This window comes from Clostridioides sp. ES-S-0048-02, assembly GCF_020658495.1.
In the GTDB taxonomy this organism is placed as follows: domain Bacteria; phylum Bacillota; class Clostridia; order Peptostreptococcales; family Peptostreptococcaceae; genus Clostridioides.
Genome location: NZ_JACVWH010000002.1, coordinates 22,958 through 36,088 on the forward strand (window position 1 = coordinate 22,958; position 13,131 = coordinate 36,088).

The window sequence follows — 13,131 nt, forward strand, 5'->3', positions numbered from 1 at the left end:
AAAATAAAGTAAGAGGGAGATTTGATTATGAAAATACTGGAGACTAATAATTTAAAAAAATATTATGGAAAAGGTGAAAATATAGTAAAAGCTTTAGATGGAATAAATATAAGTATAAATAGAGGGGAGTTTGTAGCGATAGTTGGGACTTCAGGTAGTGGAAAAAGTACCTTGTTACATATGATAGGGGGACTTGATAGAGCAAGTGATGGAAAAGTAATTGTTGATAATAATGATATATTTGCTATGGATGATGAAGAACTTACAATATTTAGAAGACGTAATGTAGGCTTTATATTTCAAAATTATAATTTAGTTCCAATACTAAATGTTTATGAAAATATAGTATTACCTATAGAACTTGATGGATGTAAAATAGACACTAAATATATAGATGAGATAATAGAAGTTTTAGGACTAAGTCAAAAAGTGGATGACCTACCAAATAATCTATCAGGAGGACAGCAACAGAGAGTAGCTATTGCAAGAGCTTTAGCAACAAAACCATCAATAATACTAGCTGATGAACCAACAGGTAATTTAGATAGCAAAACAGAACAAGATGTGCTAGGACTTTTAAAAGTTACTAGTAATAAGTTTAGCCAAACTATAATTATGATAACTCATAATGAACAAATTGCTCAAATGGCTGATAGAATTATAAGGATTGAGGATGGAAAAGTTGTAAATAGAGGTGAGAACAATGTTACAGAATAACAATAAGGAAATTATAAAAAAGTTAAGTAATAGAAGTTTCAAAACAAATAAAATGAGAAATATAGTTTCAGTGCTTGCAATAGTATTGACAACAGTTTTGTTTACATCATTGTTTACAGTGGGATATAGTATGTTGGACGCTTTTAATAGTTACAAAGCTATGGAATATGGGACAAAGAACCATGTTCAATTTCAAGCTTTAAGTAATAGACAAATTGAAATTATAAAAAAAGATAGTTCAGTAGACAAAAACAGTATTGGAATAGTAAAAAACATAGCAAGTTTAAAAAATCCAGAGTTTTCAACTCAGACAGTGAATTTAACCGTTTATGATAAAAAAAGTCTTGAAAATGCTGCAAATGTAGAGATGATTGAAGGGAGTTTACCAAAAAATAATGATGAAATAGTCATGCCTACAAAGATATTAGATATGTTAGATATACCTCATAAAATAGGTGCTGAAGTAAAATTAATAATTCCAAAAACTAAAGATGGGGTACTAACTAATGAAAAAGAAACGTTCAAATTTAAACTAGTTGGATATTTTGAATACAAAACAGCTACAGCAATACCTCTTCATGATGTATTTACGAGTGAAGCTTTCTATGATAATTACAAAAAAACAAATGAAGTAGCTCCTACAAGTGTATCCTTTAATTTTTTTAATGATAAAGATTTGCAGTCTAAATTTGATAAACTAACTGAGAAAATCCAACCTTATTCAGGAAAATCAACTATAAATCCTATATATTTAAGTAAACAAGCAACTACTTTCAAAGAAGTTGTTAAAAATGTATTACCAATAATCTTAATTGTAATGCTTATACTTTTAAGTGGATATTTATTAATTTATAATATTTTTTATATTTCAGTTGTTAAAGATATAAAATATTATGGATTATTAAAAACAATAGGAACATCGCCATATCAATTAAAAAAATTGATTATTAAACAAGCTAATAGATTATGTATAATAGCTATACCAATAGGTTTATTATTTGGATTTTTAATAGGAATAGTGTTTGTTCCTCTAGTTGGTAAGTTTATGGATGGATTAAATAAAACCGCATTTGAATATTTTAATCCGTTAATATTTGTATTTGCCGTTGTATTTTCATATGTAACTGTTAGATTGTCATGCAAAAAACCTGCTAAGATTGTAAGTTCTGTATCTCCTATAGATGCTGTAAGATATAGTGATAAAAGTAATAAGATTAAACGTAAGTCTAAAAGAGGGAAAAGTGGTTCTAAAATTCATAAGATGGCATTTGCAAATGTATTTAGAAATAGACGCAAAGCTATTTTAGTTTTAGTTTCTATGTCACTAAGTTGTATAATATTTTTGACTGTATCTGCAATTATAAGTAGCTCTAATCCAGAAAGAGCTGCTGAAGGTATGATGTTAGGGGATATAGAAATACGTCATGGACTTGCAGACACTGCTAAATCTGAAGATAACGAAGTTGCTCCAATTGACGAAAATCTTATAAAAGATATTAAGAATCTTGATGGAGTGAGTAATGTAAGTAAGGTGTACAAGGATTTAAGTTATATAGTTTATGAAGGAGATTTAAAAGATGAGATATTGACTCAAAAAGTAGATGAAGAATATAAAAAGCAATTTCTTCAGGGCAGAGACCCAAAAGAAATTGCAGAAAATAATGGTTTTTTAGCCTCAGATACAGTTGGATTATCTTCAGGTAGATTATTAAGTAAACTATCAAAAAACAATATTATATATTCTCAAAAGAATTCTAAAATACTGTCAGGTTCTATAGATGAGAAAAAATTTGATGAAGGTGGATATGTAGTAATTACTGGACATGAAGGAAGTAAAATAAAAGCAGGAGATAAAATTAAGTTTAGATATTTAAAAGGAGATACTATAGGGAAAGGATATATAGATAAAGAGTTTAAAGTCATGGCAGTTTTTGATGGTGCACAAAATTTTAATATGGGGATGTACATTAATGAAAATGACTTTAAAAATATGGTTATAAAGCCATATATAGAAAATCTGGTAATTGATATAAATGGTGATGTGAAGTCTGTTGAAAATAAAATAAATAATTTGAATAAGAAATACAATAATCCATATACAAAAGTTTATTCAAAAAATATCTATATAGAAGAGGCAAGAGAGAGTCAAAAGGTTATAAAGATTGTAGGTATGAGTGCGGTATTTATAATAGGATTGATTGGAGTGCTAAACTTTATAAATACTATGATAACAAATATAATGTCTCGTAAACAAGAGTTTGCAATGATTGAGGCAGTAGGAATGACAAGAAAACAGCTTCAAAGAATGATAATGCTTGAAGGTTTTTATTATGGGGTGATAATAACTATTGTAAATCTTACTTTTGGAAGTATCGCAACATTTTTAGGGTTTAATATTATGAAATTAAGATATTCTGTGTATGCTTATCCATTAGGGGCGCTTATAATAAGTTTATTAATAGTATTTTTGATAACGTCTATAGTGCCTTTAATAGTTTATCATAATGTTTCTAAGGATAGTATTGTTGAAAGAATTAGGGAAGCTGAATAATAGTTAAATATAATAGAAACTGAATAATGGTTAAATATAATTCAAGCTAAATAATAATTAAATGTAGCATAAAAAAATATTTTTTATATGCACAATAGAAAGAGGATGTCTCAAAATGAGCTTTTTGGTTCATGAGGCACTCTTTTTTTGTATGAAATCAAATATATTTTCATTATTTAAACAATGAAAAAGAGACTTATCCCTATTTTGAGACAGCCCCTTTTTAGAAGTTGTTTTTAATATAGTATTTTAAGCTTTACATGATTTGTATAGATTTGTATGCATAATTTTAAAGACAAATAAAATACTTATATCTTATGTAAAATTTATTTTAATATTAATTTTTTATTTTCTTAATATATCACTTTTAGTCAGTCCATTTGATTTACCTTGAGGAGTCCAATGATAATTAGACATAGATTTAAATAGAAATCTAGGAAAGTTAGGTGATATAAAAATATTATCTTTACTAGAAGTGTTACTATCTATGTTGTTACTAAGTATATTCTTTGATAGTTCTCCTAATGAAGTTCCTAAGCTTTTTTTTGGACCTTTACCTAAAGGAGTAGATTGTAATGAACCTAGCATTTCTCCTCCACCAATTCCTATCCCTTGAACCCATGTAAAGTTAACCCTTTTACACCAATTTTCTATCATTTCAATTGCTAAATGAGTTTGTTTCCCTTCATAGAATCCACAGTTAACTATTGCATATACTGGAATAGATTTTTTATTTAGTTTCTTCGCACATTCTTCACATTCCTCTAAAAAACGAATTAAATGAGAAGGAATGCCATCTACATAAAGAGGAAATGCAATTATTAACCTATCACAAGTAAGTATGGCTTCAATAGCTTTAGGATATTTAGATACATTGTCTATTTTAAATGTGAGAATGTCATTATCCTTTTGTATAAGTTTTTCTACTTCAGATAAAAAGTATTGTGAATTATTTTCTTTTACTTTTGGGCTTCCATTTATCATTACTATATTCATAAAGATTCACCTCTTACATCTTGTGGATTTTTAAAAAATGAAACAGAATGTTCCTTCATATTGAGATTTACAGCATTTGCACGTACTAGATTAGTAGCAGTGTCTTTTTCAGTATCTGTAATACAATCCCCATAGAATAAAGCCTTTAAATTTATCTGTTTTTCATATCTATTTTTATGATGCATTTCATTATTCTTTATTACAAAGTATGGAAGGAGATAGTTTATACTTCTATCAAGTATATTCTTAATAAATGGGCTAAATCCACCGTAACAACATCTACTTATTATAATAAGTTCATCAGAATCAGCTATCAATTTACCCATATTTCTGTAATAGTCTTTTATGACACATGTAGTAGGTGTTTTAATCCAACAACCAAAACAACCAATACACTTGTGGATTTCTTCAGTGTTTGAAAGTATTTTTATATTGTTATCAAGTTTAAGTAATAAATTATCTAAATCTTTTTCAGTTAAATCATGTATTAAAAGTCTCATAAGTTTTACCCCTTTATATTATGTAGGTTGACTTTTGTAATTCTATCCTACAATTTTTTTAATAAATCATTACACCAATTAATTACAAAACTATAATAGTCAACGCCATAAATCATTGTGAAATACATACATGTGTATTGGTCAATACAACAATTTTGTTCTACCTCAGTTTTTTGTGCATCTAATTTATTTAAAAGTAATTCAATTTCAGCTATTAACATTTTTAAGTTTGTTTCAATTATTTCCTTAGGTAAGTACTCATAAAAAAATATGTTAACAAGGTGGTTATGCTTTGTCTTAGAAAATTTAATTGGTTTTTCTAACCACTCGAGAAAGTATGATTTCCCTATATCAGTTATGGAATATAGTTTTTTTAATTTACCCCCATCTATAACTTCGCGATAGTAGATATAATCTTTTTCTTCTAATCTTTTAAGTGCAGGATAAATACTACCAAAACTAGCATCAAAAAAGTATGAAGTACTTTGTGACATCTTTTGTTTTAAATCATATCCACTTAATTCTTTTTCCATCAGAAATCCTAAAATAATGTATTCTAACATAGTGCCTCCTAATATCGTTTATGTATATATTGTTTAGTTATATATCGTTTTGATATATTAATTATTACAAATAATGGGTAGACTATCAATATGTTTTTCAATTAAGTTTTAAACAGAAATACAGATTATCGCTTAAACACTAGGTTTATTATCAATATCTTAAGTTTTAAGAGTTGAATTTACCACTTACATAAGAACTTTGATATGATAATATGATTAAAAGCATATAAATTATTTGAATAGTGCACAAAACCGCAGATTGTATATAATTCACTAATTAGTGAATTATATACAATCTGCGGTTTTTATTCGCTGAATTTATAGCCAACACCCCAAACAGCCAATATATTGTGGATTGTCTGAGTCAGTCTCTATTTTTTTCTTAGTTTTGTACAAATGACGACGTTAGATTATTAACCTTTTATGGTATTGTCATAGCTCCAGATGCTTTCGTATAGCTGTTTTTTTGCAAATTTAACTACTTCCATCCAGTTATAACCTTCTAGTCAATTTCAAATTTTCTAGTCAGTCAATGATAAAGATAAACTGAAATTTGGGAACTCCATGTTATGCCCATAATAGATTTACTTGCTAGATAACAAAAATAATTTTTTTGTAGTGCTGGCATTCACTTTTATCGTTGCTTTCACTGGAAAAAGAACATTTCCGCTATTGATATAGGTGCTAACATTCAAAAATGCCATACCTTCAAATGCCGCCTTTAATAATGGCATTGACACTTTGTTTTTACCACTAATGTTTATGACACGAAAAAGAGCAATATATTTTTCCAACTTAAAGAACCTCCATCTATTATAAATAATCTTTGCTTCAACTTTCAATTTGCATTTACACCCAACGCTTAAATACTACAATTTCAGCATCAGAATCATAAACGCTATACTCAGATACCATGAGATATTTTTCATCAGCAATAATTCCATAATATCTGTCACTGTCTTTTTTGCTAAGCTGATTTCCAAAGTAAATTTTATTATCGTCCCAAAACTTTACAAGCTGCCCTTTTGGCAAGGTATATTCAATGTTAATGAAAGAGCCTTTCAGTGCATTAAGTTCTGTGACTTCTTCCATATCTTGTATATTAAGTGCATTAAATGCTGCAATCAAATTCTTTTTGAATTTGTATAGAGCATCTTTACCTTCTTTCAAACATAATGCAACCAAGCACTCTGAACCAAAAGGATGACCTTTCGTTTCAGCACATCCATTACAAGTGTTACTCAATTCGCATTTCCTACAATCAACTCCGCAAATAGACTTAGTCATTTTTAATTTTCCTCCTTAAATTTTATTTTATCGAGTACGTCTTATCTACTTAGTTTGGATTTTACAGTGGATAGGCGTACATCTTTTTCACAGGTCTAATGTACTTAAAATACTGGTCTGGGTTATAATAAAAGTACATGATTCTTCCAGGGGTAATATCAGGACAGTAACCCTTACCAATGTAATCAAAAGTTGCCATAGCCATTTCAATCTTTTCTTCAACACTACAATTTTCCTGTTCATAATTAAATGGACCATGTTCAAAGATGATATACTCGGCTTCAGGAATATCAATCATAAGCATTTGTGGCGGAAGTTCCCCTTTATAATCAAAAGGAAGTCGTACGCCCCAACACTCTGTACGGAGAATACCCCAATCGCAGAGCCTGCCATCTGGACTGTTTATATAAGCCATAATCTGACCACTTCCACAGTTAGCTTCGCTTCCACCATCATCATCCAATTTACCCTTGATGCTGTCGAGCAAACCACAAATTGTTTCGTGGTCCTGTCCTGGAATAAGGTTTTGTTTTCTCCAAAAATCCCAATACCCGTTACTCTCATTGTTTTTAATGTACAAAAATTTATGTGCAGGTATGGTTGCAAAATAAATCTTGACACCATCTGTTGATTTAATCATTCCTATTTCTCCTAATCCTAAAAAGTAGCGGTCAAAAGGGGTTATTTTTGTACGAAGAACGACTGGCTTAGGATTTTTTCGATATTCACTTGGTGTTACACCATAAGTTCTTTTGAAAGCTCTGGTAAAAGCTTCATGTGATGAAAATCCATAATCAAAAGCAATGTCCAATAGACTCTTATCACTGTCCCTAACCTCTTTTAATGCAAAGGCTAATTTTCTATTCCGCAAGTAATCTCTAAACTGCATACCCGATATTTCTTTGAATTTTTTCGTTGTATAAAATTCAGAATATCCTAATTTGCGAGAAAGAAAGCGTAACGTTAAGACTTCGCCGTTGTAATTTTTAATACATTTGTCAATCTCGTCAATGATTATCTGAATTTGTTGTTGCCACTCATACATTTAACTATTCACCTCGTTTCAATTACCCTACATTCATTATAACGAAATAGAGAAGTTATGGCTTGATTTTACTTGTTGTCATTTAATTTTAATTCTGTGGATTTGCATCTTGTCTAATTTACTATATTATGTCACATTGACATGACAGCTTAAAAGGAATTAAGAATTAGGAACTATTGACAAAGTGTAAATTTAGCAGTAAAATAATTGCATGAGCAAATAGATTGTTGCGCTCGCAACAAAAATATAAATAACAATATTAAGGAGAGAACATGAGAGAGCTATTAAAATGGGTTTCCATTATAAATAGATATAACGCAAACTATATTGATAGGAAATTGGCTGATATTGGAATTAATAATAGCCAATATTTTTATGTATTACACATATGTAGTAATCCAGGTATTACACAGGATACTATATTTAAAAGAATTCTTGTAAATCCTAGTAATATAACAAGAGCTTTGGCAAACCTAGAAAAAGAAGGGTTTATCACTAGAGAACCAAGTGTTAAAGATAAAAGAACATGGCATCTGTATCCTACAGAAAAATCTTTGGCATGTTATGATGAAATAATAAAAATAACGAATGGATATGTAGAGGAATTGTTAAGTTCATTTAAAAAAGAAGAGCAAGAGTTGTTCATGTCAATGTTAAAAAAGACTGCTTTTATAGCTATTGATATGAATGAAGAAGCAAAATTGGAGGCGAAGGAAGATGGAAGAAAAATATAAAGAACCATTGGAGTATGAGAAAGTTTCAAAATTATTGACTAAGTATGCAATACCTAGCATTATAGCAATGTTAGTAAGTGCGTTATATAACATAGTTGACCAAATTTTTATCGGGCAAGGTGTTGGAGTGTTAGGTAATGCTGCTACAAATGTTAGCTTTCCACTAACAACAATATGTACTGCAATTGCTTTATTATTAGGTATTGGTGGAGCATCTAAGTGCTCATTAGAATTAGGTGCTAAAAATTCAGAAAAAGCTACAAAATCAGCGGGAAATTCTATTTGTCTAATGGCTATCTTTGGAATAAGTTTGTTTATAATAGTATCAATATTTTTAACACCACTATTGAAATTCTTTGGTTCCACATCAGAAATATTACCTTATGCACACACATACACAAAGATTACATCAATTGGATTGCCATTTCTTATAATGTCTACTGGAATGAGTAAGTTGATACTTGCTGATGGAAAACCAAAAGCTTCTATGTTTTGTATGTTGGTAGGAGCAGTTATTAACACAATTTTAAATCCACTATTCATATTTGTGCTTGATATGGGAATTGCTGGGTCTGCTTTAGCTACTGTTATTGGTCAACTTATATCTTTTGGCTTTAGTGTTTATTATGTAATGAATTTTCAACATATTAAACTACATAAGAAAAGTTTTAAATTAGAGAGTATAATTTATAAACATATATTTGCGCTAGGTTCAAGTTCATGTTTTAACCAATTAGCAATGACTGTAACACAAATAGTTATGAATAATACGTTGGCATATTACGGAGCTAGGTCAGTTTATGGAAGTGAAATTCCACTTGCTTGTGTTGGTATCATTATTAAAGTAAATATGATTTTTATATCTATAATTATTGGTATATCACAAGGGATGCAACCAATTATAGGATACAATTATGGAGCTGAAAAATATAATCGTGTAAAAGAAGCATATAAGTTAGCAGTAGGAAGTGCAACTGTTATATCTGTTATTGCATTCTTATGCTTCCAATTCTTCCCACGACAAATTACATCTATATTTGGTAATGGGAATGAAACTTACTTTATATTTGCAGAACATTATTTTAGAACTTTCTTGTTCTTAACATTTATAAATGGTGTTCAAATAGTATCATCAACTTTCTTTACATCAATTGGGAAATCAGTACTGGGACTTTTTACTTCTTTGACTCGTCAGATTCTGTTTTTAATTCCATTAATAGTGATTTTACCAATGTTTATGGGTATTGATGGAGTAATGTATGCGGGGCCAATAGCGGATGCCGCTGCTGCAATGGTATGTATATATTTTGCAGTTCATGAAATGAAATCATTGACTATAAAGCAAAATAAAGTAGTGAGTAATCATAAGGAGATTGTAGAGGTATAAGATAATCTTCAATAGTTCTAACAGCATAGTAATCAAATTATTTTTTATGGTAAGTAAATTGTTTTTATTGAATTTACTTACCATATTTTAATTATAAATAGTTATTTATCTCCATTCAGTTACATCATTTAACTTTAATCTAGGTCTTTTTGCTGGTTGTTCATCAGGATAACCTAACAATATTGCTGCAACCAATTGACTATCTGTATCTAACCACTCACATAATTCACAATATGCAAAGTACACATCACAAATCCAAAGACTACCTAAACCTAATTCTACAGCTGTAAGAGACATATTTTGAATTGCAGCTCCGATTGATTGTATGTTTGCCATTTCATAAAAACGTTCTTCAGCAGATAAGTTTTCTAAAGGTGATTTTCCCAACTTGTTTAAAATAAAAATTGTTATGGGAGCTTGTTTCATAATTTCAACAGTATAATTTGCTCCTGCAATATGTTGACGACTTTCTGGAAGAAGTCCATTGCTATCAATTTCATTTTGAATACCTTTGCTCATAGCTCTAAGCATAGATTCTTTTTCTTTTTCAGTGACAACAATAAATTTCCATGGTTGTCTATTTTTAGATGAAGGTGCATCTATTCCAGCTTCAATTATTTTTTCTATAGTTTCATGTGAAATATTTTGATTTTTATATTTTCTAATGCTACGTCTTTTCGATATAGAATCGCTTATCATTATAGTAACCTCCATTTATTTTTGTTAATTTTTCCAAGTAAGGTTTTTATTTAAAAGATTATATTAGTTTTAAAAATCTATTTATATAAAATCTATTTACGTTATGTTTACAAAAAACATATTCACATATAGAAGAATTGTTTTAATTATTTTATCATTAATTTAGAAAAAAGTCATTGTCTTTAGAAGTAGAGCATGAGAATTCTGGTAAAAATAACACTGAAAATTTAATGTAGCTTTATCAAGGTATTAGTACTTGTATATTTACAACCTAGTGCAGAAAGTCCACTCTTTTAGGTGTGGATGGATAGCATAGATAGTGTATAAAAATATTGACATTAAGAGATTAACATACTATAATTATTTAAACATAAACATAAACATAAACATAAATACTTATGAGGTGATGTAATGAGATTTGATATGGATAATCTGTTATATATACTAATTTATATGACATTATTAGTATCTATCCTTGGATGCATAATTTACTTTTGTAAAGACCTCTTATATCATAAAATTAAATATGTTTTAAGGAAAAACATATTTATAAATAGATTTACATATTCTGAAAAAAGATTGCCTAAGCATTATATTGTTTTTCAAAAATATGATATTTGGAGGTATTATAGTATATTTTAATTTGAAATGATTCTATTACAGTTCAAGAATTTAAAATAAAAGGAGAGAATAGAATGGATTTCATTTCAAATATACTACAAGAGGTATTAAATATATTATTTAGTTTTACAGGAGATTTTGGGATTGCAATAGTACTTATAACTTTAATAGTAAAGTTGATGCTAATGCCATTGTCATTAAAACAAAGATTTTCTATGAAAAAACAACAAGAATTGGCAGAAAAGATGGAACATATAAAAGAAAAATATAAGGATAATGCTAAAGAACTTGAAAAGCAACTACAGATGCACTCTGTGGAAAGTATGAAGAGTATGATTGGGTGTTCCACAATTTTACTACAAATGCCAGTAATATATGCACTGTATCATGTATGCTTAAACATGCCAAAGGGATTTACAACAGTTATAATTCCTTGGATTGCTAATTTAAATACAGCTGATAATTTATTTATACTACCTTGTATATACACATTAACTATGCTAGCTCCAAATTTAATAAATTATATACCATATTTTAAGGTGAGTTCTCAAAGAACATTTAATAAACAAACGATTATAATGACTACTATAACGAGTCTTATAATAACTGTTAGAACTCCAGTAGCCCTAGGTCTATATTTTATAACAAGTGCAATTTATGCATTAATTGAAGAGATTTGCTTTAGAATATATTTTAATCAAAAAAATAAACTAGTATTAAAATAATATAATAAGTATTTTATAAATTCTTAGCCTGCCAACATGAATCAAAGTTGGCAGGCTATTTTTATAAACATATTATTTTCTAAAAAATAGTTATAAAATAAATTAATATAAACTAAAATAAAGTTAAAAAACTGAGATGATAAAATAATAATGGCTAAAATATTAGTAGTAGAAGATGAAAAAAGAATGCAAGATATCATTGTAGAATATATGCAAAAAGGAGGATATACTTGCATAACTGCTGATGATGGAGTAGAAGCACTTACAATAGTGAAGAATAATGATATAGATTTAATGATATTGGATATTATGATGCCATATTTAGATGGATTCTCAGTATGTAGAGTTTCACGTGAAATGACTAATATACCTATTATTATGTTGACAGCTAAAGGTGAAGAAGAAGATAAATTAAAAGGCTATGAGTATGGGGCTGATGATTATAAAATGTTATGATGTATGAGAGTATCTCATTAAAATGATTTTTTATAAAAAGATTGTTCAAAAACTTCATGATTTCAATAATCACAGATTTAGGAGTATAGAGAAGCTTTTTATCAAGAATAGGAGAAATATTTTATTTTCAACATGGTATAGTGGGGAAGATGTAAGCCTTAAATGTAGTTAAAGTAGAGTAGTTAAAGAATTAAGAAGACTCAATAATTAAGAATATTATAGAAAGGAATAATGTATTATGAAAATGCCCAATAAGATTGAAAATATTATGTTTGCTCCCTGTGGGATGAACTGTAAAGTCTGTTATAAACATTGTTATTCAAAGAAACCTTGTCAGGGATGTTATGCAGGTGACTTGGGGAAACCAGAACATTGCAGAAAGTGTAATATAAAAGAGTGTACAAAGATAGAAAAGATTACATACTGTTTTGAGTGTGAAAAATTTCCATGCAAATTGGTCAAAAACTTGGAAAAAAGTTACAATAAAAGATACGAAGAGAGCCTTATAAAAAATAATATTTTAGCTAAAGAGTCTGGAATAACTACTTTGATGGAAGCAGAATTAAAAAAATGGACTTGTATTTATTGTGGTGGCATTATTTCTTTACATGACTCTGAATGTTCTGAGTGTCATGCTAAAAAGGAATCAAAATAATAATAGCCTTATTGACATATAGCTTTTCTCCGTTTCATTTAATTCTTGATGAAAATGAATATGTAAATGAAACGGAGGTCTATAAAATTTGAACTAGGTTAATTAAAACTATCGTAGTGATTAAAACTATCTTAGTGTATTATGTATAAAAATCAAAATAGAACAATTAAAATTTATCTAGTATATTACCTAGTT

14 protein-coding genes are annotated in these 13,131 nt (G+C 28.6%); 7 read left to right on the plus strand and 7 right to left on the minus strand.

Annotation, left to right across the window (positions count from 1 at the left end):
- The first annotated feature begins 27 nt into the window (after positions 1-27).
- Both IC173_RS03005 and IC173_RS03010 read left to right on the plus strand, forming a co-directional pair.
- Positions 28-717: an ABC transporter ATP-binding protein gene (locus IC173_RS03005; RefSeq protein WP_227433738.1), complete on the plus strand. Its 690-nt coding sequence runs from the start codon at positions 28-30 to the stop codon at positions 715-717.
- Positions 704-3,268, plus strand: a complete 2,565-nt coding sequence (locus tag IC173_RS03010) for an ABC transporter permease (RefSeq protein ID WP_227855136.1) — start codon at positions 704-706, stop codon at positions 3,266-3,268. The genes IC173_RS03005 and IC173_RS03010 overlap by 14 nt, the downstream gene beginning before the upstream one ends.
- 345 nt (positions 3,269-3,613) lie before the next feature.
- On the opposite strand, the gene IC173_RS03015 is transcribed toward IC173_RS03010, so the two are convergent.
- The 6 genes from IC173_RS03015 to IC173_RS03040 all read right to left on the minus strand — a co-directional run bounded on the left by IC173_RS03015 (position 3,614) and on the right by IC173_RS03040 (position 7,659).
- On the minus strand, positions 3,614-4,264 hold the full coding sequence (locus tag IC173_RS03015) for an NAD(P)H-dependent oxidoreductase (protein ID WP_227855137.1): 651 nt from the start codon (positions 4,262-4,264) through the stop codon (positions 3,614-3,616).
- Positions 4,261-4,764 carry a flavodoxin family protein gene (locus IC173_RS03020; RefSeq protein WP_227855138.1) on the minus strand — a complete coding sequence of 168 codons (504 nt, stop codon included), beginning with the start codon at positions 4,762-4,764 and terminating at the stop codon, positions 4,261-4,263. The genes IC173_RS03015 and IC173_RS03020 overlap by 4 nt, the downstream gene beginning before the upstream one ends.
- Positions 4,765-4,811: 47 nt before the next feature.
- The gene (locus tag IC173_RS03025) at positions 4,812-5,327 is read right to left on the minus strand and encodes a helix-turn-helix transcriptional regulator (protein WP_227433742.1); all 516 of its coding nucleotides are present in this window, start codon (positions 5,325-5,327) and stop codon (positions 4,812-4,814) included.
- A gap of 584 nt (positions 5,328-5,911) precedes the next feature.
- Complete coding sequence (locus IC173_RS03030) at positions 5,912-6,121, minus strand: DUF1697 domain-containing protein (protein ID WP_413927537.1); 210 nt, start codon at positions 6,119-6,121, stop codon at positions 5,912-5,914.
- A gap of 55 nt (positions 6,122-6,176) precedes the next feature.
- Positions 6,177-6,614, minus strand: coding sequence for a DUF3795 domain-containing protein (locus IC173_RS03035; protein WP_227481891.1), 438 nt, complete (start codon positions 6,612-6,614; stop codon positions 6,177-6,179).
- Positions 6,615-6,675: 61 nt separating this feature from the next.
- Positions 6,676-7,659 carry a helix-turn-helix transcriptional regulator gene (locus IC173_RS03040; RefSeq protein WP_227433745.1) on the minus strand — a complete coding sequence of 328 codons (984 nt, stop codon included), beginning with the start codon at positions 7,657-7,659 and terminating at the stop codon, positions 6,676-6,678.
- 272 nt (positions 7,660-7,931) lie between these two features.
- Between IC173_RS03040 and IC173_RS03045 the strand changes: the two genes are divergently transcribed.
- Positions 7,932-8,393 (plus strand): MarR family winged helix-turn-helix transcriptional regulator, encoded by a 462-nt coding sequence (locus tag IC173_RS03045; protein WP_227433746.1) that lies wholly within the window; start codon positions 7,932-7,934, stop codon positions 8,391-8,393.
- Entirely contained in the window at positions 8,377-9,780 is a 1,404-nt protein-coding gene (locus IC173_RS03050; protein WP_227481893.1) for an MATE family efflux transporter, read from the plus strand. The genes IC173_RS03045 and IC173_RS03050 overlap by 17 nt, the downstream gene beginning before the upstream one ends.
- Before the next feature lie 105 nt (positions 9,781-9,885).
- Here the strand turns inward: IC173_RS03050 and IC173_RS03055 are convergent, their stop codons facing one another.
- Positions 9,886-10,479, minus strand: a complete 594-nt coding sequence (locus IC173_RS03055) for a nitroreductase family protein (protein ID WP_227855139.1) — start codon at positions 10,477-10,479, stop codon at positions 9,886-9,888.
- A gap of 695 nt (positions 10,480-11,174) precedes the next feature.
- Between IC173_RS03055 and IC173_RS03060 the strand changes: the two genes are divergently transcribed.
- The 3 genes from IC173_RS03060 (at position 11,175) to IC173_RS03070 (ending at position 12,936) form a co-directional block, all read left to right on the plus strand.
- On the plus strand, positions 11,175-11,825 hold the full coding sequence (locus IC173_RS03060; RefSeq protein WP_227433749.1) for a YidC/Oxa1 family membrane protein insertase: 651 nt from the start codon (positions 11,175-11,177) through the stop codon (positions 11,823-11,825).
- A gap of 150 nt (positions 11,826-11,975) precedes the next feature.
- On the plus strand, positions 11,976-12,281 hold the full coding sequence (locus IC173_RS03065) for a response regulator (RefSeq protein ID WP_413927153.1): 306 nt from the start codon (positions 11,976-11,978) through the stop codon (positions 12,279-12,281).
- A 238-nt stretch (positions 12,282-12,519) separates the two neighbouring features.
- Positions 12,520-12,936: a DUF3795 domain-containing protein gene (locus tag IC173_RS03070; protein ID WP_227433750.1), complete on the plus strand. Its 417-nt coding sequence runs from the start codon at positions 12,520-12,522 to the stop codon at positions 12,934-12,936.
- Positions 12,937-13,131 lie beyond the last annotated feature (195 nt).

Coding starts and splice junctions, on each gene's coding strand:
- IC173_RS03005 (WP_227433738.1), top strand. CDS start 28: ATGAAAATACTGGAGACTAATAATTTAAAAAAATATTATGGAAAAGGT.
- IC173_RS03070 (WP_227433750.1), top strand. CDS start 12,520: ATGAAAATGCCCAATAAGATTGAAAATATTATGTTTGCTCCCTGTGGG.
- IC173_RS03065 (WP_413927153.1), top strand. CDS start 11,976: ATGGCTAAAATATTAGTAGTAGAAGATGAAAAAAGAATGCAAGATATC.
- IC173_RS03015 (WP_227855137.1), bottom strand. CDS start 4,264: ATGAATATAGTAATGATAAATGGAAGCCCAAAAGTAAAAGAAAATAAT.
- IC173_RS03045 (WP_227433746.1), top strand. CDS start 7,932: ATGAGAGAGCTATTAAAATGGGTTTCCATTATAAATAGATATAACGCA.
- IC173_RS03025 (WP_227433742.1), bottom strand. CDS start 5,327: ATGTTAGAATACATTATTTTAGGATTTCTGATGGAAAAAGAATTAAGT.
- IC173_RS03040 (WP_227433745.1), bottom strand. CDS start 7,659: ATGTATGAGTGGCAACAACAAATTCAGATAATCATTGACGAGATTGAC.
- IC173_RS03055 (WP_227855139.1), bottom strand. CDS start 10,479: ATGATAAGCGATTCTATATCGAAAAGACGTAGCATTAGAAAATATAAA.
- IC173_RS03050 (WP_227481893.1), top strand. CDS start 8,377: ATGGAAGAAAAATATAAAGAACCATTGGAGTATGAGAAAGTTTCAAAA.
- IC173_RS03060 (WP_227433749.1), top strand. CDS start 11,175: ATGGATTTCATTTCAAATATACTACAAGAGGTATTAAATATATTATTT.
- IC173_RS03010 (WP_227855136.1), top strand. CDS start 704: ATGTTACAGAATAACAATAAGGAAATTATAAAAAAGTTAAGTAATAGA.
- IC173_RS03035 (WP_227481891.1), bottom strand. CDS start 6,614: ATGACTAAGTCTATTTGCGGAGTTGATTGTAGGAAATGCGAATTGAGT.
- IC173_RS03020 (WP_227855138.1), bottom strand. CDS start 4,764: ATGAGACTTTTAATACATGATTTAACTGAAAAAGATTTAGATAATTTA.